General features: G+C 67.6%; 15 protein-coding genes and 1 pseudogene. 9 read left to right on the forward strand and 7 right to left on the reverse strand.

Going from position 1 to position 22,152, the window contains the following annotated elements; genetic code table 11:
- Positions 1 to 216: 216 nt before the first annotated feature.
- The 4 genes from D5301_RS23255 to D5301_RS23270 are packed head-to-tail and all read right to left on the reverse strand — an operon-like array spanning position 217 to position 4,922.
- Entirely contained in the window at positions 217 to 1,254 is a 1,038-nt protein-coding gene (locus D5301_RS23255; protein ID WP_153857024.1) for a spore coat U domain-containing protein, read from the reverse strand.
- The gene (locus D5301_RS23260; RefSeq protein ID WP_153857025.1) at positions 1,251 to 3,629 is read right to left on the reverse strand and encodes a fimbria/pilus outer membrane usher protein; all 2,379 of its coding nucleotides are present in this window, start codon (positions 3,627 to 3,629) and stop codon (positions 1,251 to 1,253) included. The genes D5301_RS23255 and D5301_RS23260 overlap by 4 nt, the downstream gene beginning before the upstream one ends.
- 7 nt (positions 3,630 to 3,636) lie before the next feature.
- On the reverse strand, positions 3,637 to 4,386 hold the full coding sequence (locus tag D5301_RS23265; RefSeq protein WP_110711715.1) for a molecular chaperone: 750 nt from the start codon (positions 4,384 to 4,386) through the stop codon (positions 3,637 to 3,639).
- The gene (locus D5301_RS23270; protein ID WP_110711716.1) at positions 4,386 to 4,922 is read right to left on the reverse strand and encodes a spore coat U domain-containing protein; all 537 of its coding nucleotides are present in this window, start codon (positions 4,920 to 4,922) and stop codon (positions 4,386 to 4,388) included. The genes D5301_RS23265 and D5301_RS23270 overlap by 1 nt, the downstream gene beginning before the upstream one ends.
- A 172-nt stretch (positions 4,923 to 5,094) precedes the next feature.
- Between D5301_RS23270 and map the strand changes: the two genes are divergently transcribed.
- Genes map through dapE form a run of 6 tightly spaced genes read left to right on the forward strand, consistent with a single transcriptional unit; the run spans position 5,095 to position 12,063 of the window.
- Positions 5,095 to 5,937 (forward strand): type I methionyl aminopeptidase, encoded by an 843-nt coding sequence (gene map / locus D5301_RS23275; RefSeq protein WP_110711717.1) that lies wholly within the window; start codon positions 5,095 to 5,097, stop codon positions 5,935 to 5,937.
- Positions 5,938 to 5,939: 2 nt separating this feature from the next.
- Positions 5,940 to 8,567: a [protein-PII] uridylyltransferase gene (locus D5301_RS23280; RefSeq protein WP_153857026.1), complete on the forward strand. Its 2,628-nt coding sequence runs from the start codon at positions 5,940 to 5,942 to the stop codon at positions 8,565 to 8,567.
- A complete protein-coding gene (gene dapD / locus D5301_RS23285; RefSeq protein ID WP_153857027.1) occupies positions 8,567 to 9,655 on the forward strand; it encodes a 2,3,4,5-tetrahydropyridine-2,6-dicarboxylate N-succinyltransferase in 1,089 nt (362 codons plus the stop codon). The genes D5301_RS23280 and dapD overlap by 1 nt, the downstream gene beginning before the upstream one ends.
- 2 nt (positions 9,656 to 9,657) lie before the next feature.
- Entirely contained in the window at positions 9,658 to 10,527 is an 870-nt protein-coding gene (locus D5301_RS23290) for a hypothetical protein (RefSeq protein WP_324187385.1), read from the forward strand.
- 31 nt (positions 10,528 to 10,558) lie between these two features.
- On the forward strand, positions 10,559 to 10,930 hold the full coding sequence (locus D5301_RS23295; RefSeq protein ID WP_180847611.1) for an arsenate reductase: 372 nt from the start codon (positions 10,559 to 10,561) through the stop codon (positions 10,928 to 10,930).
- Positions 10,927 to 12,063 carry a succinyl-diaminopimelate desuccinylase gene (dapE, locus tag D5301_RS23300; protein ID WP_153857029.1) on the forward strand — a complete coding sequence of 379 codons (1,137 nt, stop codon included), beginning with the start codon at positions 10,927 to 10,929 and terminating at the stop codon, positions 12,061 to 12,063. Before D5301_RS23295 ends, dapE begins: the two co-directional genes overlap by 4 nt.
- Positions 12,064 to 12,129: 66 nt before the next feature.
- On the opposite strand, the gene D5301_RS23305 is transcribed toward dapE, so the two are convergent.
- Entirely contained in the window at positions 12,130 to 13,008 is an 879-nt protein-coding gene (locus tag D5301_RS23305) for a tetratricopeptide repeat protein (protein ID WP_110714286.1), read from the reverse strand.
- 338 nt (positions 13,009 to 13,346) lie between these two features.
- Here D5301_RS23305 and asnB point away from each other — a divergent pair, with 338 nt between their 5' ends.
- A complete protein-coding gene (gene asnB / locus D5301_RS23310; RefSeq protein WP_153857030.1) occupies positions 13,347 to 15,038 on the forward strand; it encodes an asparagine synthase B in 1,692 nt (563 codons plus the stop codon).
- A gap of 100 nt (positions 15,039 to 15,138) precedes the next feature.
- Positions 15,139 to 16,527, forward strand: coding sequence for a cation:proton antiporter (locus D5301_RS23315; protein ID WP_110711723.1), 1,389 nt, complete (start codon positions 15,139 to 15,141; stop codon positions 16,525 to 16,527).
- A 78-nt stretch (positions 16,528 to 16,605) separates the two neighbouring features.
- On the opposite strand, the gene D5301_RS23320 is transcribed toward D5301_RS23315, so the two are convergent.
- Positions 16,606 to 18,933 (reverse strand): penicillin acylase family protein, encoded by a 2,328-nt coding sequence (locus D5301_RS23320; protein WP_153857031.1) that lies wholly within the window; start codon positions 18,931 to 18,933, stop codon positions 16,606 to 16,608.
- A 123-nt stretch (positions 18,934 to 19,056) separates the two neighbouring features.
- Here D5301_RS23320 and bfr point away from each other — a divergent pair, with 123 nt between their 5' ends.
- The gene (gene bfr / locus D5301_RS23325) at positions 19,057 to 19,545 is read left to right on the forward strand and encodes a bacterioferritin (protein ID WP_005408763.1); all 489 of its coding nucleotides are present in this window, start codon (positions 19,057 to 19,059) and stop codon (positions 19,543 to 19,545) included.
- A 325-nt stretch (positions 19,546 to 19,870) separates the two neighbouring features.
- On the opposite strand, the pseudogene parC reads toward bfr, so the two are convergent.
- Positions 19,871 to 22,146 (reverse strand): annotated as a pseudogene (gene parC, locus D5301_RS23330) (DNA topoisomerase IV subunit A).
- Between the last annotated feature and the right edge of the window lie 6 nt (positions 22,147 to 22,152).

Consider the following 22,152-nt stretch of genomic DNA (forward strand, 5'->3'; position numbering starts at 1 on the left):
TGCGCGAACCACCTGCCATCCACCGTGCTGTAGGACCCGTTGCGCGGTATCGGCCGGATCGGCCGGATCTGTAGGGTCGACTGCCAGTCGACTGGTCCTGGCGCAGGAGTGATGCGCGCATCCACGCATGGCGTGGATCTACCGAAACCCACCCCGATGGGTGCCGACCATTCCAAACCCATCCCGGTGGATGCCGACCGTTGGTCGGCACACAGGTCAGTAAGTGATCGTCACCTGCACCAGATCATTGTAGGTACCCGCCGGGGGCTGGCCGGTGACGGGCGCTACCCGGCCATAGATGGTCAGCTGCTGCGCGCTGCCACTTCCGGTGCCGCCAACGGTATCGACGTTGAGGGTATTGCCCCAGCGCAGGCTGCGCGCGGCATCGCGGTACAGCTCATAGGGGAGGTAGTAGGTGCCGCTGCCAATGGTGGTGGCCATGCGCCGGGTGGTGGAGGCAGCAGGATTGTTCTGGCCGTTGTTGAGGCTGATCTGGTAGGCGGTGTTCTTCAGGCAGGTCAGCGTGAGCGTGGCGGTCCGGTCGATGTTGGCGGGAATGCCGCCGGTGACGTTGCCGAAGTCCATGTTGGTGGTGACGTAGCTGCCGCATTGCGGCAACACATTGGCGGTGGCGGTGAAGCTGAAGGCTGCACTCGCACTGTTTGTACCGGTGGCGCCGCCATTGCAGGTGGCGGGGATGGTGGCGGTGCCGAGCAGCACTTCGTTCCAGGCCCAGGTGAGCACTACGCTGGCGCCGCTGAAGGTGCTGCTGTACGCACCCGATGCCAGGACCTGGTTGGCCGGGATCTGTCCGAACAGCTGTACGGACTGCGCGCCGCTGCCGCCGGTCAGCAGCGGTACGTTGTAGCTCATGGTCAGCTCCTGTGCCGGTGGCGTGCCGTGCGGAACCAGCCCGGTGACCTGGCCGAAGCTGGCATTGTTGTACAGCTGGAAATTCATGGTGTCGCTGGTGGAGGTGGCCATCGTCCGGAAGCTGGAACTACTGCCGCCGCCGGTGCCGGCACCGATGCCCACGCAGACGCGTACACCGGTGGTGGCCAGCAGGCTCAATGCGGCGGTGGTGCAGGTCACCGTGATGTTCAGATTGGCCGTGCTCGGGCCGGGGGCATTGCTGTTGATGTTGCCGAATGGCAGGGTCGGATTGGCGACGGCGGCGCAGACAGCCGTGGCGCGGGCGGGCGCCGCCGCCAGCAGGCACGCCATCAGCAGCAGGGCGGACAGCAGGATCCTCATGGCGCCACCTCCGGGATGCACTGCAACGGTGCCGGCTGCGGTCGAGCGCCAGATGCCACAACCCTGGGCATGTCCGGCACCTTGACCCGGCACTGGCCGCGGCTGGTAGTGATGTACAGCGTGCTGCCGGCGGCCACGTCCTCCAGGTACAGCAGGCCGTCATAGCCGACCGTCGCCTGGCGGCCATCGGGCAGCTGCACCTCGCTGCCAACCTCCAGCGGCTGTCCGTCCATTGCCAGCAGGGTCAGGCTGAGCGAGGGCCGCGAGCGCAGCTGGAACGTCACATGCGCACCTGCGCGCTGTCGTGGTGTCACCCAGTCCTCGATGCGGTCGGCACGCATGTCCTCGGGCAGGTCGAGGGTGTCGATCGAGACCCGGTTGCGCTGCCAGGACAGCAACGGACTGACCAGCAGCAGGCCGCGATCATCGGTGACGCCGATCAGGCGGTTCTCCAGCCGCACCGGCACGCCACCGACACCATTGGTGCTGATCACCGCGAACGCATCGGAGACCTCGCGGGTGGCGAAGGCATGCCCGCCCATCCAGACCAGGCTGCCACTGGCGCTGCCGTAGGCATAGTTGAGCCCGCCCTGGCGCGAGGCGCCGAACGAGTAACGGCCGACGTCATTGAGGATACCGACTTCGGCCAGCCCGCCATTGCCGTCCTCGCCGTGGCGCACCTGCGCGCGCCAGCCGATGCCGCCTGCGCTGCCGTCACCGGGCACCGGCTGGGTCACGTCGGCCACCCAGCTCTGGCTGTCGCCGTTGCGCTGGCTGGACAGGCTGGCCTGGCGGTTGTTGCCCAGGCTGGCGGTCACCGACAGGTAGATGCTGCGGTCGTCGCTGTGGTCTAGGTTCTGGTTCACCGACAGGTAGGCCGACCAGCGCTGGCTCCAGGTGCGCGACCAGAACAGGCTGGCATAGCGGTTGTCCTCGCCATCCGGGTAGCGCAGGCGCAGGTAACTGGCGCTGAGCGTGCCCAGCCGAAGCAGATCCGCGCCGACCGTGGCCTGTTCGCTGATGCTGGGTGGCAGGTTGCCCTGCAATGCCCCGAGGTCACGGTAGTCGCCGTGGCTGCGCACGCTGCGCAGGTTGACGTTGAGGCGGCGGTTGTTCCAGCTGTAACCCAGCGCCCACTGGCCACCCTGCAGGCCCTGGTAGCTGCTGTGCGCATAGGCGGCGTTGAACACGCCGGCGCCACCCAGCAGCCACCAGCCGCCGATGCCGGCCTGGGCCAGGCCACCACCGCCTTCGGCATGAGCCTCGCCGGTGAACGTGTCACTGATGCCACCGCGCCAGCTGGCACTGGCCACGGTGCGGTCGTCGTAGGCGAAGGAGCGTTGGCCGAAGTCCTCACGCAGGTGGCCGATGCCGGCGGACCAGTCCGACAGGCCCTTGGCCAGCAGCTGCTGGGTGCCATAGAAGCTGAAATCCAGGGTCTGCATGCGGCCGAACGCATCGGTCACCACCACCTGTGCGCTGCCGGTGCCGCTGATGCCCGGCTGTGCCGCCAACTGGAACGGGCCGACCGGGACCTGGCCGCTGTACTGGCGCAGACCATCGACGTACAGCTCGACCGTGGACGGCACCACCGCCTGGCCGAGGAAACTGGGCGTGGGGGTCAGTACACGATAGGGCTGCAGGCCGTAGTTACGACCGATCTGCAGGCCACCCAGGCGTACCGGCCGGGTCCAGTCGACGAAGCCGCTGTAGAAATCGCCGACCTCCAGCGTCATCGCCTGGTCGGGGAAATCCAGGCTCCAGCGCGTATCCAGGCGCACGCTTTCACCGCGCCAGCGACGATCACCGGGCTGCTGGTAGCGACGGCTGATCGCGGTGTTCTCGAAGGTGCCGTTGCCGATGCCGAACAGGCGCAGCTCCGAGCTCAGGCTGAGGTTGCCGAGCGTGTCCACCCGGCTGCCGTAGATGTCGTAGTTGAGCAGCACGCCGGGTGAGGCGCTGCCGGCAGGTGCACGCGTCTGTGGGCGGCTGAGTACGGTGGTCGGCAGGGTCAGCTGGTCCAGCGGCACGTCCAGCGCCAGGGTCTGCATGTGCGCGTCATAGCGCACCACCGCGCCGCTGATCTGGTCCAGGTAGACCGGTGCATCGCCGCTGGCATTGAAGCCGAGCTGGCGCAGGACGTCGGGGCTGGCCTGCAGGCGGCCACGGTTTTCGACGAACGGCAGCAGGCCGCGCGGCGTGCTGTTGAGCGATACGTCCAGATACAGCGTCTGGCTGGCGGTCAGCGGGGTGGGGGGCGGCAGGATCGCATCGGCGGAGATTCCTGATACGTCGGCGGCTCCCGTGGCCGCGGCACCGGACACATCGGCGGCTTCGGTCGCCGCAGGAGCCAGGGCAGCCAGCAGCGCGCCCATCAACGCCTCAGCGAGCCGGTGGTGGCGATAGCGGGGTCTGTTCCGACTCGCCATTGAGCTTGGCCGTGATCTGGTCGTTGTCGCGGTCGATCGCCATGCGCTCGATCGGCCAGCGCATCACCTGGCCGGGCAGCACATAGCCCAGCAGGCCGGGGTGCACGATGCGCGGGCGCTTGGCGCTACCGAGTGCGAGGTCGGCAATCTGTGCATAGCTGTTGCCCGAATTGGCCACCTCGACGCCGTTGCGGCCATCGCCCAGCGTCACCAGGCGCGCCTGCAGCTGCGGGGCGAGCTTGCCGGACGCGGGCTGCACGAATACCGGGATCGAGTAGCGCAGGACGAACTGCATGCCCTCGGCACGGGTGGCCAGGTCCGGCACCTCGTCCACGATCAGGCGGTAGTACTGCTGTGCCGCCGGGGGCTCCCGGGTCGGGCGCATCACCCGCACCAGCTGCTGCTGGCCCGCCGCCAGCTCCTGCATCGGCGGGGAGGCCATCAGTTCATCGGTGGGCAGCAGTTGCTCCTGGCCACCCTGCTGCACCCAGCGGAAGACGCGTACCTGCAGCTTCACCGGTGAGGTGCCGCTGTTGGTCAGCCACAGCTCGCCGGCACGCTGGCGGGCTTCCAGCTGCAGGCTGGTGGGGGCGACCTGCAGGCTGGTGGCGCCTGCCGTAGAGGTCGCCAGCAGGCACAGGGCGAGCAGCGCCACGCCGGTGGCGCGCCACGGGCGGGGTCCGGCCATGCGGGCGTGCTCCATCAATAGGTGATCGTGGCGGTGACCGTATCCAGGTAGTTACCGGTGGCCGGGTTGTTGGTGCTCAGGTTGAGGATCTGGCCGTAGACGATGTAAGGCACGGCCAGGCCGGTGCCGATGCCGGCCTGCGTGTTGGTGCCGGAGGTGGAACCCCAGACCAGGGTGTGCGCGGCATCCTGGTACAGCTGGTAGCCCACGAAGTTGTTGGCGGTCACCGCGGCGTTGGTGTTCTTCATCCGGCGGGTGGTGACGTCATTGGCAGTGCCTGCATTGGCACCCGCATTCAGTGAAATCGTGTACGGGGTCAGGGCCGAGCACTGGGCGGTCACCGTGCCCTGGCCCAGGGTGGGGGTCGCGGTGGTCGAGGCCGCCGTGCCGAAGTCAACGTTGGTGGCGGCAGCAGCCGTGATCGTGCAGGCCTTGGTCACCACCAGGGTGACGTTGAAGGTGGTGGTGTCGGCGGCCTGGGCCAGCGCTGGGCCAGCCATCAGCAGGGCCAACAGGCGCCACGCACGCAGGGAACGAAGCGGGAATCGCATGGACAACCTCCCTGACCCGAAGGTCCGTTGAACAAGGCGAAGGCGGCACGTTCGGCACCGCTTCGGCGACGGTAGCCTCAGCTTGTGCGGGTAAGTGTCTGTAATCCGTGATAAATAGGCGGGCGAAAGAGTGGAGGTCATCACGCTTTCACTTTCCTTGCCGGAACCGTGCATGGCCCGGATCGCCAGTTGGGTGGCGTTCGTTCAGATTGTGGCCGGATCGGCGATAATGGGGCCCATGAGCGTGAATCTGAAAACCCCGCAGGAAATCGAGATGATGCGAATCGCCGGCCGCCTGGCCAGCGAAGTGCTCGACATCGTCACCCCCCACGTCAAGCCCGGTGTCACCACCGAGGAACTGGACCGCATCTGCCACGACCACATCGTGAACGTGCAGGGCGCCGTTCCGGCCAACGTCGGCTACCGCGGCTTCCCGAAGACCGTGTGCACCTCGGTCAACAACGTCATCTGCCATGGCATCCCCAGCGAAGGGAAGGTGCTCAAGGATGGCGACATCATCAATATCGACGTCACCGTCATCAAGGATGGCTGGCACGGCGACACCAGCCGCATGTACTTCGTCGGCACGCCTTCGGTGATGGCCCGCCGCCTGGTGGAAACCACCTACGAAGCGATGTGGCGCGGCATCCGCGCGGTGCGTCCGGGCGCCACCCTGGGTGACATCGGCCATGCCATCCAGAGCTATGCCGAAGGCGAGCGTTTCAGCGTGGTGCGCGAGTACTGCGGCCACGGCATCGGCAAGGTCTACCACGATGAGCCGCAGGTAGTGCATTACGGCCGTCCGGGCCAGGGCCTGGTGCTGCAGCCGGGCATGACCTTCACCATCGAGCCGATGATCAACGAGGGCACCCGTTACAACAAGGTGCTGCCGGATGGCTGGACCGTGGTGACCAAGGACCGCAAGTTGTCGGCACAGTGGGAGCACATGATCGCGGTCACCGAAACCGGCGTTGACGTGCTGACGCTGTCGCCGGGCGAGTCACAGGTCTCCTGACGATGCTGCCGGCGGGTTCGCTGCTGGACACGCCGGCCGCGTCGCTCAACGACCCGGACTGGGCTGCTGCCGCGCGACAGGCGCTGCAGCAGGCCGACGCGCGGCTGTACCGCCGCTTCGACCAGGGCGACAACATCGAGCGCCTGCTGGCGCTGCGCGCGCGTGCCGCCGACCATCTGATCCGCCTGGCCTGGCAGCGTTGCCTGCCGGCCGACAGTGGCCTTTCACTGTTCGCGGTGGGTGGGTACGGACGCGGTGAACTGTTCCCGCGTTCGGACATTGACCTGCTGGTGTTCGGTGATCCTGCCGCGCAGCTTGCCCACGAGGCGGAACTGGCGCGTTTGTTCGCGCTGCTGTGGGATTGCGGGCTTGCAGTGAGCCATGCCGTGCGTTCGGCGGCGCAGTGCCGCGAGGCGGCGGCTGACCAGACCGTGCTGACCGCGCTGATCGAGGCGCGCCCGATCCTCGCTGAAGAGGCCGCACGTCGCGCGTTGCGCGAGGCCACCGATGACCGCGAACTGTGGCCGGCACGTGCGTTCTTCCTGGCCAAGCTGGAGGAACTGCGCAACCGCCACCAGCGTTTCGGCGATACCGCCGACAACCTGGAGCCGGACCTGAAGGATGGCCCGGGCGGCCTGCGCGATCTCAATACGCTGGGCTGGATGGCGCTGCGCGCGTTCGGCGTGCGCGACCTGGAGGCGCTGGTCGGGCTCGGCCACCTGGGCGCCGACGAAGCGGCGGCGCTGAAGCGCGAACGTGCGGTGCTGGCGCGGCTGCGCTTCGGCCTGCACCTGGTGGCGCGGCGCCCGGAAGAGCGGCTGCGTTTCGATTACCAGAAGACCCTGGCCGCGCGCCTGGGCTTCGAAGACGATGCCGAGAACCTCGGCGTCGAGAAGATGATGCAGGGTTTCTACCGCGCCGCCCTGGTGGTGCGCCGGATCAGCGACCGCCTGCTGCAGCGCTTCGAGGAACAGTTCGATGGCGAGGCGCAGCCGGAGCCGCTGACCGTGGGTTTCTCCCTGCGCCGTGGTTACCTGGCGGCCAATGATGCGGATTGGCCGCGCGGCGACATCGGCCAGGTGTTCGCGCTGTTCGCCAGCTGGGCCAACAATCCGCAGGTGCGCGGCCTGCATTCGTTGACTGCGCGCGCGCTGGCCGAATCATTGCCGTTGCTGCCCGCCTATGACCAGGCCGACAGCGATGCGCGCGAGAATTTTCTGGCCCTTCTACGTGGCCAACGCCCGGTTGACACACTCTCGCGCATGGCGCGGCTGGGCGTGCTCGGGCAGTGGATTCCTGCCTTCGCCCAGGTCAGCGGGCGCATGCAGTTCGACCTGTTCCATGTCTATACCGTCGACCAGCACACGCTGATGGTCCTGCGCAACATCGGCCAGTTCGCCAGCAGCCGTGCCGACGAGCGCTTTTCGATCGCGCATGAAGTGTGGCCGCGCCTGCGCAAGCCGGAGCTGCTGCTGCTGGCCGGCCTGTTCCATGACATTGCCAAGGGCCGTGGCGGCGACCACTCGGAGCTGGGCGCGGTGGACGCGCGCGCGTTCTGCCAGGCGCATGCGCTGAGCACGTCCGATACCGAACTGGTGGCGTGGCTGGTCGAACAGCACCTGCGCATGTCGGTGACCGCGCAGAAGCAGGACATCGCCGACCCGGTGGTGATCCATCGCTTCGCCACCCTGGTGGGCAGCCGCGACCGCCTCGACTATCTGTACCTGCTGACCTGCGCTGATATCGCCGGCACCAGTCCGAAGCTGTGGAACGCGTGGAAGGACCGCCTGCTGGCCGACCTGTATTTCGCCACCCGGCGCGCGCTGCGCGAAGGGCTCGAGCATCCGGTACCCGCGGCCGAGCGCGTGGCCGAGGCGCGCGACAGCGTGCGCGCACTGGTGCGCGAACAGGGGTACGACGATGCCACCATCGACCGCCAGTTCGCAGTGATGCCCGACGAAGGCTTCATTCGCCTGCGTCCCGAGCAGCTGGCCTGGCAGACCGCCGCGCTGGTACCGGTGAAGCAGGGCCACACACTGGTGAAGGTGCGCCGGATCAGCGTCGACGACCCGGCGCTGGAGGTGTTCGTGCACTCCCCGGACCGTGATGGCCTGTTCGCAGCGATCGCCATGACCCTGGACCGCAAGGGCTATGGCATCCATCGCGCACGCGTGCTGGACGGCCCTGCCGACACCATCTTCGATACCTTCGAAGTGAACCCGGCCGACAGCTTTGCCGATGGCAGCAGCGCCAACCTTGAGGCGGCGCTGCGCGAAGCGCTCAGTGGCGACCTGACCCGCCTGCGGCCGTCGCGCCGGGTGGTGCCACGGCAGCTGCGCCATTTCCGTTTCGCCCCCCGCATCGAGTTCCGCGATGAACCCGGCGCGACCCGTTTTGCCCTGGTCGCTCCTGACCGCCCCGGCCTGCTGGCCGACGTGGCGTTCGTGCTGCGCAACCAGGGCCTGCGCGTGCATGATGCGCGCATTGCCACGTTCGGCGAACGCGCCGAAGACACCTTCGTGATCAGTGACGAACACGACCTCCCCCTGACTGAACCTGCCCGGCAGCAGTTGCATGACGCGATGCTGGCCTGCCTGGACCCTGATCGAAACGCCGGAGACCCCGCCTGATGGCCACCAAGCCTGTTAAGAAGACTGCTGCCACCGCCAAGAGCGCAGCGGCCAAGAAAGCTCCACAACAGCCGAAGGCTGGTCAAACTGCCGCCGTGCCGGCCGCGAAGAAGGCTGCCGCGCCGAAGAAAGCCGCAGCGGTAAAGGCCCCGGCGAAGAAGGTGGCGGCACCCAGGAAGGCCCCGGCCAAGAGTGCCGAAGCCGCACGCGCCGAAACCATCGCCCGCAAGTCGCTGCGCAAGCCGGCCGCGCCGGGCGTGGAAGAACTGAAGTTCGGCATCGAGAGCGCCTTCGAGCGCCGCGCCACGCTGACCCTGCACGAACTGGAAGGTTCGACCAAGCCGCTGGTCAACCGGGTGATCGATGGCCTGGAAAGCGGCGAATTCCGCGTCGCCGAGCCGGACGGCCACGGTGGCTGGAAGGTCAACGAGTGGCTGAAGAAGGCGGTGCTGCTGTACTTCCGCGTCAACGACATGGCCGTGGTCGATGCGCGCCCGGCACCGTTCTGGGACAAGGTCGAATCGCGCTTCGCCGGCTATGACGAAGCGAAGTTCCGCCGTGGCGGCGTGCGCGTGGTGCCGGGCGCGATCGCCCGCCGCGGCACCTACTTCGGCAAGGACGTGGTGCTGATGCCGAGCTTCACCAACATCGGCGCCTACGTTGGCGAAGGCACCATGGTCGATACCTGGGCCACCGTCGGCTCCTGCGCGCAGATCGGCCAGCACTGCCACCTGTCCGGCGGCGCCGGCATCGGCGGCGTGCTGGAGCCGCTGCAGGCCAGCCCGACCATCATCGAGGACCACTGCTTCATCGGTGCGCGCTCGGAAGTGGTGGAAGGCGTGGTGGTCGGCCACCACAGCGTGATCGGCATGGGCGTGTTCCTCAGCCAGAGCACCCGCATCTACAACCGCGCCACCGGCGAGATCAGCTACGGCTACATCCCGCCGTACAGCGTGGTGGTGTCCGGTTCGCTGCCGAGCAAGGACGGTACCCACTCGCTGTACTGCGCGGTGATCGTCAAGCAGGTCGATGCCAAGACCCGCAGCAAGACCAGCGTCAACGACCTGCTGCGCGGCCTGGCCGACTGAAGGTGGCTGCGCCGGAGGACCTGGCGCAGTCCGCGATCTACCGGCATCCGTCCGACACCCTGTTCGGGCGGATGCTGCCGCGCCTGCTGCACGCCCCGCGCTGGACCCGGCTGCGCCGCGTACTGTCGCGGCGCTGGCCGATGCCGGCGCTGGTCAGTGACGTGCGCGACGTTGTCTACGTGAGCTGGTGGGTCGACGTGCGCCACGCGCCGATGCCACCACCAGGCCATCACTATGTGGTCCATGCCGGACGCACGCCTTACACCATCCTCAGCTACCGTCACGGCCACTTCGGGCCCGCGCTGGCTGGGCCGCTGCGTTCCCTGATGCCGTCTCCGAGGCAGAGCAACTGGCGCTGGTACCTGCATCGTGACGACGATCCGGACGGGACACCGGTGGTGCTGTTCGACCGCAACGTGATGGATCAGCTGCCCTTCGTGGCCGGCGCGCGTGCCTTCAGCGATGCCATGCAGCCGCATATGTCCACCCGCTTCGAACATGTGGTGCGCACCGATGGCGGAGGGCACACCCTGATCGAAGGCGGGCAGGGCAGTGCGCCGAGGTTGCACCTGCAGTGGCAGGCCGCTGCAGGCTGGGAGGATGCGGCGGCGTGGTCGGCGGCCTTCGACGGCCACCAGGCCCTGCTGCGTTTCCTCACCTGCCAGGACGAGGCCATCGCCCGTACCTGCGACGGCCGCTGGGCCTGCACCCGCATCGCGCTGCCGGTGGAGGTCGACAGCCTGCAGCCCCTGCGCCTGATCGGTGAGCAGCAGTGTCCGCGGCTGCAGGCGATGGACTTGGCGCTGCAGGAAGGGCTGGCCTTCCGGCTGCCACGGGTGCCGTTCCGGGTCGTGTCCGAGCGCCTGTTGTGAGATTCTGGCCCTCTGTTTTCCAGCATCACAGATGGCCATGAGCACCACTGTCTACGGTTTGAAGAACTGCGATACCTGCAAGAAGGCGACCAAGTGGCTGGACCGCTTCGGCGTGCCTTACACCTTCGTCGACTACCGCGACAACAAACCCAGCCCGGAAATGCTGCTGGCATGGGCGGCGCAGCTGGGTGGCCTGGCCGCGATGGTGAACAAGTCGTCCACCACCTGGCGGCAGTTGCCGGACAACCGCAAGGCTGCCGATTCCGAGGCCGAATGGAAGCTGTTGCTGCGCGAGTATCCGCAGCTGATCAAGCGCCCGCTGGTGGTCACCGCCGACGGCGCGGTCAGCCAGGGTTTCAGTGACAACGGCTTCAAGGCACGCTTCGGCGTGGGCGACGCATGAGTGCTGTCCTCGACTTGACCTGTGAGCTGATCGCACGGCCTTCGGTGACACCGGACGATGCCGGCTGCCAGGCACTGCTGGCGGCACGCCTGAAGCAGGCCGGATTCCATTGCGATCACCTGCGCTTGGGTGACGTCGACAATCTGTGGGCGACCCACGGCCAGGGCGCGCCGGTACTGGTGTTGCTGGGCCACACCGACGTGGTGCCGCCCGGCGCGCGCGAGGCCTGGGCCAGCGATCCGTTCACGCCGCAGATCCGTGAGGGCGTGCTCTACGGCCGCGGCGCCGCCGACATGAAGGGCAGTGTCGCCGCGTTCGTGGTCGCCGCCGAGCAGTTTGTCGCTGCACATCCCGATCACCCGGGCACGCTGGCGGTGCTGCTGACCAGCGACGAGGAAGGCGATGCCATCGACGGCGTGCGCCATGTCGCACGCCTGTTCGCCGCACGCGGCCAGCGCATCGACTGGTGCATTACCGGTGAACCGTCGTCGACGGCCACGCTGGGTGATCTGCTGCGGGTCGGCCGTCGTGGCAGCCTGTCGGCCAAGCTGCGGGTGCAGGGCGTACAGGGCCACGTGGCGTATCCGGATAAGGCACGCAACCCGATCCACCAGGCCGCTCCGGCCTTGGCCGAACTGAGTGCGCGACGCTGGGACGACGGCTACGAGAGCTTCCCGCCGACCAGCCTGCAGGTCTCCAACATCCATGCCGGCACCGGTGCCAACAACGTGATTCCCGGCGAACTCGAAGTGGATTTCAATATCCGCTACAACCCGCACTGGGATGCGCCGAAGCTGGAGGCGGAGATCACCGCAGTGCTGGAGCAGCATGGCCTGCAGTACACGCTGAAGTGGCACCGCAGCGGCGAGCCGTTCTACACCCCGGAAGGCACGCTGCGCGCCACCGCGCGTGCGGTGCTGGCCGAGCACATCGGCCGTGCGCCGGAAGAAAGCACCGGCGGCGGCACGTCAGATGCACGCTTCATCGCGCCACTGGGTGCGCAGTGCATCGAAGTGGGGCCGGTCAACGCCAGCATCCACCAGGTGGATGAGAACGTACGCGTGGACGATCTGGAAGCGTTGCCGGGGCTGTACCAGCGCCTGGTGGAACGGCTGCTGGTGGGAACCCCATGACGGAATGAATTCCGCGAGGGTGGGTGCCGACCGTTGGTCGGCACGCCTCCCGCCGGGGCCGCTTCTCTACTCTGAAAAAATGAAGAACGGCGGCTCGACCGCTTTCTTCCAGTAACTCGGCGCGGCCATGTAGAAGTGTTGCGCCTCGGCCCTGGCGAACCAGTGCGCCGCCGCGTCGGTGTCTTTCTCCACACCCGGCGCACTGCGGCCCAGCAGCAGACCGGCGAAGTACTGGCCGAACACATTGCCCTTCTCACCGGCGCGCTGGTACAGCTGCAGCGCACGCACCGGATCGCGCGGCAGTCCCACGCCCTTTTCCAGCAGCGCGCCCAGGTCGACCTGCGCTTCGGCGTCGCCGTGCTCGGCACGACGCTGGATCTGCGCCACCCGCGGATGCACGGTGTCACCCTGTGCCGCCACCGCCTCCGGCAGTCGCGACGATGAACTCGGGTAGCGCTTGTAGATCATTCCGCGCAGGTCCCAGCGCAGCGCCTGCTGCGCGTCGCCTCGCTGGCGATAGGCCTTGGCGAGCCCGTAGAACGCATAGGGATTGCCGTGGTTGGCCGCCGCCAGATACGCACGTTCACCGCGTTGCCAGGAGGCGCGCAGCACCGGAGCCGGATTGATGTGGGGGCTGTCGGCATGCTGCAGCGTGCCGGAGGTCCAGATCCGGCCCAGTGCTTCTTCCGCTTTGCTGTTGCGGAAGGTCCAGGGCGTGATCGCGGCAGCACGCTCGTAGTAGGCGACGGCGCGCGGATCGTTGAAACGTTCGAAGGTCTGCGCGGTGTCCCAGGCACCGTCGAAGCTGCCGTCCGTGCCGCGTTGCTCCAGTGCCTGCTGCTGCGCCAGCGGCAGCGTGGAAGGCGGAGGCAGGGTCTGGCAGGCCGCCAGGCCCAGGCAGAGCAGGGCGGCCAGCGCTCCGGTGCGTCCATTGCGGTGTTGCATTTCCATTACACGTTCCAGGGCGGGCCATTATGCGCTTCGGGAGTGGTTGCCAACGCAACGGTTGCGCCGTGCTGGAAACCGCGGTAGGGTCGATGCCATGTCGATCCGCCTGGCCACCGCCGTCAATAACAACAACCGCAATAATCTGCGCGCGAATAATCGTGCGCGGCCGATGCGGGACTGCGCCCTGGGTAGATAGACAGCAACACACGCCCGGACACCAGAAAACCCGCATCAGCCGATGCGGGTTTTTTTGTGCCCGGGCGCAGCCCCACCCGGGCCTGGATGGCCGGTCGAACACCTTCCCACCCGTGAAATCCCCCAACAGGAGCTCCCCCATGTGTTCGATCTTCGGAATCTTCGGCCTGCAGGCCGGTGACGATCTTCCCGCTCTGCGCCGCCACGCGCTGGAACTGTCGCAGCGCCAGCGCCACCGTGGCCCGGACTGGAGCGGCGTGTACCTCGACGAAGGTGCGCTGCTGGTCCACGAGCGGCTGGCCATCGTCGATCCGGCCGGTGGTTCGCAGCCGCTGCTGTCGGCCGATGGCCAGCTGGCGCTGGCGGTGAACGGCGAGATCTACAACCACCAGGCATTGAAGGCGGCGCTGACCACCACCTACGACTTCCAGACCGGCTCGGACTGCGAGGTGATCAACGCACTGTACCGCCAGGGCGGATCGCCGGCGCAGTGGCTGGAGCAGCTCAACGGCATCTTCGCCTTCGCGCTGTGGGACCGTGACAGCGGGCGCGTGCTGGTGGCGCGTGACCCGGTCGGCGTGGTGCCGCTGTACTGGGGCCATGATGCCCAGGGACGCCTGCGCGTGGCGTCGGAAATGAAGGCGCTGGTCGACACCTGTGCCGACGTCGCGCAGTTCCCGCCGGGTCACTACTTCGACAGCGCCAGCGGTGAGCTGGTGCGTTATTACCAGCAGCCGTGGCGCGACTACGCCGACGTTCAGGGCCGCCAGGCCGACCTGGCCGAACTGCGCCAGGCCTTCGAGCACGCGGTGGAGCGACAGCTGATGAGTGACGTGCCGTATGGCGTGCTGCTGTCCGGTGGCCTGGATTCGTCACTGGTGGCGGCCGTTGCCGCGCGCTATGCGCGTCGGCGCATCGAGGATGGCGGGCAGACCGAAGCCTGGTGGCCGCGCCTGCATTCGTTCGCGATCGGCTTGAAGGGTTCGCCGGATCTTGCTGCTGCGGCGATCGCTGCCGAGGCTCTTGGCACCGTGCATCACGGCTTCGAATACACCTTCGAGGAAGGCCTCGACGCGCTGCCGGAAGTGATCCGCCACATCGAAACCTATGACGTCACCACCATCCGCGCCTCGACGCCGATGTTCCTGCTGGCACGGCGGATCAAGGCGATGGGCGTGAAAATGGTGCTCTCCGGCGAGGGCAGCGACGAGATCTTCGGTGGCTACCTGTACTTCCACAAGGCACCGGATGCGCGTGAATTCCACGATGAGCTGGTGCGCAAGCTCGACGCCCTGCACAACTACGATTGCCTGCGCGCCAACAAGTCGATGATGGCCTGGGGCGTGGAGCCGCGCGTGCCGTTCCTCGACCGTGAGTTCCTCGATGTGGCGATGCGCTTCGATGCCGCGCACAAGATGGTCGGTGCCGGCTTTGGTGGCCGCCGCATCGAGAAGGCGGTGCTGCGCGAGGCGTTCGACGGCTACCTGCCGGACAGCATCCTGTGGCGGCAGAAGGAACAGTTCAGCGATGGCGTCGGCTACGGCTGGATCGATGGGCTGAAGGCGCATGCCGAAGCACAGGTGAGCGACCGCGTACTGGCGGCGGCTGACAAGCGCTTCCCGCACAACCCGCCGCAGACCAAGGAGGCGTACTACTACCGCCACCTGTTCGAGCAGTTCTTCCCCAGCCGTGCGGCGGCCGAGACCGTGCCGGGCGGCAAGTCGATCGCCTGTTCGTCGCCGGCCGCCATTGCCTGGGATGCCAGCTTCGCTGCAGCTGCAGATCCGTCGGGTCGCGCGATCGCCGGGGTGCACGCGCAGGCACTGGCCTAAGCGCCAAAAAGGGGACGGAGGGGATTAAGTCGTTTGTCCCACAAACGACTTAATCCCCTCCGTCCCCTTTTCCGTATCATCGCCCCCTGCACATTGGGGAATGTTCATGGACGTACAGACCGGGGGCCGGGCGCCGCCGATCAAGTGGGGATGGCGCTACCTGGCCTGGGCCGGGGTGCCGTTGCTGGCCGGCGTGCTGCTGGCGCGATATGCCGGGCCTGCGGCGCCTGCGGCGGTTGCCCGTGCCACCGCCGCCGCTGAAGGCGGCTGGGCTCAGCACCTGACGTCTCCGCTGGGCCTGTTCCTTCTGCAGCTGCTGGTGCTGCTGCTGGTGGCCAAGGGCGCAGGTGCGCTGCTCAAGCGCTTGGGACAACCGGCGGTGATCGGCGAGATGGCCGCTGGCCTGATGATGGGGCCGCTGGTGCTCGGCAGCCTGCTGCCGCAGCTGCATGGTGCGTTGTTCCCGGCCAGCTCGCTGGGGCCGCTGGGCATGCTCAGCCAGCTGGGCGTGCTGATGTTCCTGCTGGTGGCCGGTGCCGAGCTGGACCTGGCGGCGCTGCGTGGCCGCCGGCGCTTCGCCTTCACGGTCAGCCATGCCGGCATCGCGGTGCCGTTCGTGCTTGGCGTGGCGCTGGCGATCTGGCTGTATCCGCAGCACGGTCCGCAGGGTGTGGGCTTTACTGCATTCGCATTGTTCGTCGGCATCTCCATGAGCATCACCGCGTTCCCCGTGTTGCTGCGCATCCTTGCCGATCGCGGCATCACACAGACGCCATTGGGTCAGACCGCGATCGCCTGCGCGGCATTGGGCGATGCCACCGCCTGGTGCCTGCTGGCGCTGATCGTGGCCGCTGCCCAGGCCAGCGGCTGGTTGCCGGCCAGCCTCAACCTGCTGTGCGTGGTCGTGTTCGTGGCGCTGATGCTGGGGCTGGTGAAGCCGTGGTTTGCCCGCCAGCAGATCGCGCCGGGCCGTGAGGGACGTTGGCTGCTGGGCATCCTGCTGTTGTCGCTGGCCAGTGCGCTGGTCACCGAGATGCTGGGCATCCACGCACTGTTCGGTGCATTCGCTGCGGGCGTCGCGGTATCGTCCAACGCGCAGTTGCGCGACCTGCTGATGGCCCGCGTCGAACCGTTCGCGGTGACCCTGCTACTGCCACTGTTCTTCGCCATGACCGGCCTGCGCATGCGCGCCGATGCGCTGCAGGCCAGCGATGTCGTGTTGTGCGTGGTGGTGATCGCGGTGGCCACGACGGGCAAGCTGCTGGGTACCTTCAGTGCCGCGCGCAGTGCGGGCATGCCCACGCGCGAAGCGTGGCGGTTGGGGGCGCTGATGAACACCCGTGGCCTGATGGAGCTGATCGTGCTCAACCTGGGTTACGAGCTGGGCCTGCTCGGCGACCGCCTGTTCGCGGTGCTGGTGATCATGGCGCTGGTGACCACGGCGATGACCGGGCCGCTGCTGAACCTGATCGAGCGGCGCAGGGGCTGAGTGCTGGACGGCATCCACGCAGGAGTGGAGGTGGGGTCAGATCCCTTTTCCTCTGGAAAAGGGATCTGACCCCGGCCGTCAACGGGCCGGCACCAGCGTCATCGTGTGCTGCGCCTTGCCGGGCAGGAACGGTGTCGGCCGCCCATGCACCCAGTCCTCGTGGCCGGCGCCCCAGTACGGCGACAGCGGATGGCCGCTCTGGCCGCCGGGCATGTGCACGATGCCGTCGGCCTCGTGGCCGGGCGAGACCACCATGCGCTCGGAGGCGCCGAAGTTCGGCGTCTGCACGCGCGGCATGTCGCGGTCGCCGGGCAGGCGGTCGGCCGGCATGCACAGCCAGCGCTTGGCGATGTCCGGCAGTGCCCGCGCGATGGGATGACAGATCGCCGCAGTATTGCGTTCGCCCCAGGTGCGCTGGGCCAGTGGGCCCTGCTTGGCCAGCTCGCTCTCGGTGCGGCGTGCGGCATCAAGCAGCAGCGCGTCCCAGCTGTCGTAGGCCGGTGGCAACAGGTTGGCGGGGCGTTGCTGCAGCATCGGCCAGGCCACGCCTTCCAGTTGTGCCAGGCGCGGGTCCAGATAGTCATCGCCCAGCTGCGCGTTGGCCGGCGCCAGCAGTGCATCGGACAGGGTATCCATCACCTGCGTGCGGAACGCGCGCACCACCCGGTAGCTGACCGAGCTGGCCGAGGCCCGGCCGCCCCATTGATGGCTGACCGCCTTCAAGCGCTTCAGTGCAGGGTCGTCACTGCGTTCGATGACGTCATGCAGCAACGCCCACCAGCGCTGCAGAAACACGGCGCGATCATCGAGCTGGATCGCCAGCAGGTCGTGTTCGTCGAAGCGGTCCTGGATTGCCAGCAGGTCGCGGATCTGCCGCGCCCGGGCACCAAGGTCATAGCCGCCGTTGCCGACGCTGGCCAGTGCCTCGCCGTCGAGGACGCGACCGTTGGCGGTCCACAGGCGATGGTTGGGGGGATCGATCAGTGCCGGCGAGGCATCGCTGCGGATCGGCCACGGTGCGCAGTCCTGGTTGTTGGCGGCAGTGAAGCCGGCCGGCGCACAGCCGGGGCCGCGGTCAGGGCGGGCACCGATCAGCCGCCAGGCAATGCGGCCGCTGCGGTCGCCGACCACCAGGTTCTGCGCGGGAATGCCGGCGCGGTCGGCGAAGTGCAGTGCACCGTCCAGGTCACCGGCGCGGGCCAGGTCACCGAAGTCCAGGCGCACGGCGCCGGGCAGGTGTGCGACCCAGCGCAGCGCATCGCCACTGCCATCGGCATGGGTATGCAGGATCGGCCCCCAGGCGGTTTCGCGTACCGGGAACAGCACGTCGGCCTGGCCAGCCACGGCGATGCGTTCTTCGTGCACGGTCATCGCGGCGTTGGCCGGTTCCGTGCGGTAGTCCGCCGTGTCGATGTAGCTGTTGGTGAAGCCCCAGGCGACGTGGCCGTTGCTGCCGACGATCACGGCCGGCAGGCCGGGCAGCGAGAAGCCGGTGACATCGACCTGGCCGCCGGCGGCCTGCGGGTCGGGGTAGCGCAGGCGTACGCGGAACCACAGGCCGGGTGCACGCAGGCCCAGGTGCATGTCGTCGGCGACGATCGCGCGGCCGTCGGCGGTAAGTGCACCGGCCACCGCGAAGTTGTTGCTGCCGATGGCGTCGGCCTCTTCCTGCTCGGTGCCCGTTTTCCCCTTCAAAGTGCGCAGATCGAGCTGGCTGGCATCGGGCAGGGCGGCGTTGCCGGTGGGTTCGCCGAACAGCGGTGCATCCCATTCGGTGCCGTCGTGGGCGATCAGCGCGTACAGCGCCGGCGGCACCACTGCGCGGATGCGGCTCAGTGCAAGCTCGGTCTGGTTGTTCGGGTCCTGCAGGTCGGCGTACATGGCCAGCCCGGCCAGCACGCTGTCGCTGGCCTGCCACGGTTGTGGCGATTGCCGCAGCAGCAGGTAGGCCCACGGGCGCACGGAGAGATCGGCCAGGCCCTCGTTGACGCCATCCACGTAGGCGCGCACCGCCTCGCCGTTGTCGCCCAGTGCGGCCTGCAGATTCGCCTCGGTGCGTGCGCGCAGGCGATGCACGCGCATGCGCTTGTCAGCATCGATGGCCTTCGGCCCGAACAGCGCCGACAGCTCGCCGGCGGCACTGCGGCGCATCAGGTCCATCTCGAAATAACGTTCCTGCGCGTGTACGCGGCCGAGCGCACGCATCGCGTCGGCCTGGCTGCCGGCGGTAATGGTGACCACGCCCAAGGCATCGCGCTCGATGGTGACTGGCTTGGCCAGCCCCGGCAGCGCATGCTCGCCGTCCAGGTCGGCCAGGCTGCCGCGCAGCAGCAGCCATAGCACCAGGACGGTGACCAGCGCGATGGCGATCAACACGCCCAGCACCCAACGCCATGTACGTCGCATCGCACGTCCTTTCCGAACTCGTGGGCTGATTGTAGCCGCAGGCGCAACTGCGACTGATTCCGATTAGATCACCGTATTTTGAAATGCGGCACCCTATGTCACATCGATTCACAGGAGCCCCCCATGAAAGGCAACCCGGACGTCATCGCCTGCCTGAAGGAACTGCTGCGCGGCGAGCTTGCTGCCCGCGACCAGTACTTCATCCATTCCCGCCGCTATGAGGACCAGGGCCTGTTCGCGCTGTACGAACGCCTGAACCACGAGATGGAAGAGGAAACCCAGCACGCCGATGCGCTGCTGCGCCGGATCCTGTTCCTCGGCGGTGACCCGGACATGCGCCCGCATGCCACCGAGCCGGGCAAGACCGTGGAGGAGATGCTGCAGAAGGATCTCGATACTGAATACGCGGTTCGGAACAATCTCGCCGCCGGCATGAAGCTGTGCGAGGAGAAGGGTGACTACGTGAGCCGCGACATCCTGCTTGCACAGCTGAAGGACACCGAAGAAGACCACGCCTGGTGGCTGGAGCAGCAGTTGGGCCTGATCAAGCGCATCGGCCTGGAGCTGTACCAGCTGAGCAAGATCGACGGCAACGGCGCTCCGGCGCACTGAGCCGCAGGTGGCGCCGGGCCATGCCCGGTGACCACCCGGTAGAGCCGACCGCTGGTCGGCTGCTCTGCAAAAAGCAGCCGACCAGCGGTCGGCTCTACCAGAAGAAGCACAGCGTTCTGTCGCCCGCCAGCACCGGAGCATCGCCAGCCAGCCTTCGCCCGCCAGCCGCTCCACCGCCCGCCAGCCGACAACGAAAAAGCCGGGGAATGCCCCGGCTTTTTCGTGTCCGGGGTCGGATCCGTTTTCGACGAAAACGGCTCTGACCCCTCGCCATGTTGAATGGGTCAGAGCCCTTTCCCATGGAAAGGGATCCGACCCCGCACCCTCACTCCACCGACAACCCTTCCACCTTCTGCCAGCCGCGCGGCAGCAGGTGGCCGCGGGTGGCGCGGGCGCCGAGGTAGGCGTCGAGCTCGTTGAACTTCAGGCCCATGGTGCGCTGGCCGGCGCGGACCTGCAGGGTCTGCCCCGGGCTGATCGCCACGATGGCCACCACGCGTTCGGTGGCGAGCTTGGCCTTCGGGATCTCGATGATCTTGTTGCCCTTGCCCTTGTCCAGTTCCGGCAGGTCGTTGGCGGCGATCGCCAGCAGGTTGCCGGAGCTGGTCACTGCCACGATGCGGTCGGTGGCGACGTTGGCGACCACCGACGGGGTCAGCACCGACGAACCCGCCGACAGGTTCAGCATCGCCTTGCCGGCCTTGTTGCGGCCGATCAGGTTCTCGAAGCGGGTGACGAAGCCGTAGCCGTGGGTGGAGGCCAGCACGAAGCGGGCATCCGGCTCGGCACTGGCCAGGGTGACGAAGCTGGTGCCCGCTGCCGGCGAGAAGCGGCCGGTCAACGGTTCACCATTGCCGCGCGCCGAAGGCAGGGTATGCACCGGCGTCGAGTAGGCGCGGCCCTCGCTGTCGAGGAACGCGACCTGCTGCGTGCTGCGCGCACGCACTGCGCCCTGCAGGGCGTCACCATCACGGTAGGACAGGGCGGACGCATCGACGTCGTGGCCCTTGGCGGCGCGGATCCAGCCCTTCTCCGACAGCACGACGGTCATCGGCTCGCTCGGCACCAGCTCGGTCTCGTCGATGGCCTGCGCGGCCTGGCGCTGCACCAGCGGCGAACGGCGTGCGTCGCCGAACTTCTTGGCATCGGCGGTCAGTTCGTCGCGGATCAGCTTCTTCAGCTTGGCCTTGCTGTCGAGGATGCCGAGGATCTTCTCGCGCTCCTTGGCCAGCTCGTCCTGCTCGCCGCGGATCTTCATCTCCTCCAGGCGGGCCAGCTGCTTCAGCTTGGTTTCCAGGATGTACTCGGCCTGGTCGTCGGACAGGCCGAAGCGCGCGATCAGCGCCGCCTTCGGTTCGTCCTCGGTACGGATGATGTGGATCACCTCGTCCAGGTTGAGGAACGCGACCAGCAGGCCTTCCAACAGGTGCAGGCGGCGCTCGACCTTCTGCAGGCGGTGCTGCAGGCGGCGGGTGACGGTGTTGCTGCGGAAGGTCAGCCATTCGCTGAGCAGCATCTTCAGGTTCTTCACCTGCGGACGGCCGTCCAGCCCGATCACGTTGAGGTTGACGCGGTAGCTGCGCTCCAGGTCCGTGGTCGCGAACAGGTGGCCCATCAGCTGGTCGGCGTCGACGCGGTTGGAGCGCGGCACCAGCACCACGCGCACCGGGTTGGCGTGGTCGGATTCGTCGCGGATGTCTTCCAGCCACGGCAGCTTCTTGGCGCGCATCTGCGCGGCGATCTGCTCGATCACCTTCGACGGCGACACCTGGAACGGCAGCGCGGTGACCACGATGTTGTTGGCTTCCTTGGTGAAGGTCGCACGCGCACGCACGCTGCCGTTGCCGGTCTCGTACATCGTGCGCAGGTCGTTGGCTGCGGTGATGATCTCGGCGCTGGACGGATAGTCCGGGCCCTGCACGTGCTCGCACAGATCGCGCACGCTGGCCTCGGGGTTGTCCAGCAGGTGCAGCAGCGCGCTGACAATCTCGTTGAGATTGTGCGGCGGCACGTCGGTGGCCATGCCCACGGCGATGCCGGTGGTGCCGTTGAGCAGCAGGTGCGGCAGGCGTGCCGGCATCCAGGTCGGTTCCTGCAGGGTGCCGTCGAAGTTCGGTGCCCAGTCGGTGGTGCCCTGGCCCAGTTCGCCCAGCAGCACCTCGGCGATCGGGGTCAGCTTGGATTCGGTGTAACGCATCGCCGCGAACGACTTCGGGTCGTCGCTGGAGCCGAAGTTGCCCTGGCCCTCGATCAGCGGGTAACGGTACGAGAACGGCTGCGCCATCAGCACCAGCGCCTCGTAGCACGCGCTGTCGCCATGCGGGTGGTACTTACCGATGACGTCACCGACGGTGCGCGCGGACTTCTTCGGCTTGGACGCGGNGTGCGCGCGGACTTCTTCGGCTTGGACGCGGCATTCAGGCCCAGCTCGCTCATCGAATAGATGATGCGGCGCTGCACCGGCTTCAGGCCGTCGCCGATGAACGGCAGGGCGCGGTCCAGGACCACGTACATCGAGTAGTCGAGGTAGGCGCGTTCGGCGTACTCGCGCAGCGGCAGTTGTTCGAATCCGTGGAACACGGGGCGGGCAAGTTCGGTCATGCGGCG

Source organism: Stenotrophomonas sp. MH181796 (genome assembly GCF_009659995.1).
Taxonomy (GTDB): Bacteria; Pseudomonadota; Gammaproteobacteria; order Xanthomonadales; family Xanthomonadaceae; genus Stenotrophomonas; species Stenotrophomonas riyadhensis.

What these genes read in the sequence shown, in the direction of transcription:
- D5301_RS23320 (WP_153857031.1), bottom strand. Translation starts at nt 18,933, where the DNA reads ATGCGACGTACATGGCGTTGGGTGCTGGGCGTGTTGATCGCCATCGCG.
- D5301_RS23270 (WP_110711716.1), bottom strand. Translation starts at nt 4,922, where the DNA reads ATGCGATTCCCGCTTCGTTCCCTGCGTGCGTGGCGCCTGTTGGCCCTG.
- D5301_RS23265 (WP_110711715.1), bottom strand. Translation starts at nt 4,386, where the DNA reads ATGGAGCACGCCCGCATGGCCGGACCCCGCCCGTGGCGCGCCACCGGC.
- map (WP_110711717.1), top strand. Translation starts at nt 5,095, where the DNA reads ATGGCCCGGATCGCCAGTTGGGTGGCGTTCGTTCAGATTGTGGCCGGA.
- D5301_RS23315 (WP_110711723.1), top strand. Translation starts at nt 15,139, where the DNA reads ATGTTCATGGACGTACAGACCGGGGGCCGGGCGCCGCCGATCAAGTGG.
- dapE (WP_153857029.1), top strand. Translation starts at nt 10,927, where the DNA reads ATGAGTGCTGTCCTCGACTTGACCTGTGAGCTGATCGCACGGCCTTCG.
- D5301_RS23305 (WP_110714286.1), bottom strand. Translation starts at nt 13,008, where the DNA reads ATGCAACACCGCAATGGACGCACCGGAGCGCTGGCCGCCCTGCTCTGC.
- D5301_RS23295 (WP_180847611.1), top strand. Translation starts at nt 10,559, where the DNA reads ATGGCCATGAGCACCACTGTCTACGGTTTGAAGAACTGCGATACCTGC.
- dapD (WP_153857027.1), top strand. Translation starts at nt 8,567, where the DNA reads ATGGCCACCAAGCCTGTTAAGAAGACTGCTGCCACCGCCAAGAGCGCA.
- bfr (WP_005408763.1), top strand. Translation starts at nt 19,057, where the DNA reads ATGAAAGGCAACCCGGACGTCATCGCCTGCCTGAAGGAACTGCTGCGC.
- D5301_RS23255 (WP_153857024.1), bottom strand. Translation starts at nt 1,254, where the DNA reads ATGAGGATCCTGCTGTCCGCCCTGCTGCTGATGGCGTGCCTGCTGGCG.
- D5301_RS23280 (WP_153857026.1), top strand. Translation starts at nt 5,940, where the DNA reads ATGCTGCCGGCGGGTTCGCTGCTGGACACGCCGGCCGCGTCGCTCAAC.
- asnB (WP_153857030.1), top strand. Translation starts at nt 13,347, where the DNA reads ATGTGTTCGATCTTCGGAATCTTCGGCCTGCAGGCCGGTGACGATCTT.
- D5301_RS23260 (WP_153857025.1), bottom strand. Translation starts at nt 3,629, where the DNA reads ATGGGCGCGCTGCTGGCTGCCCTGGCTCCTGCGGCGACCGAAGCCGCC.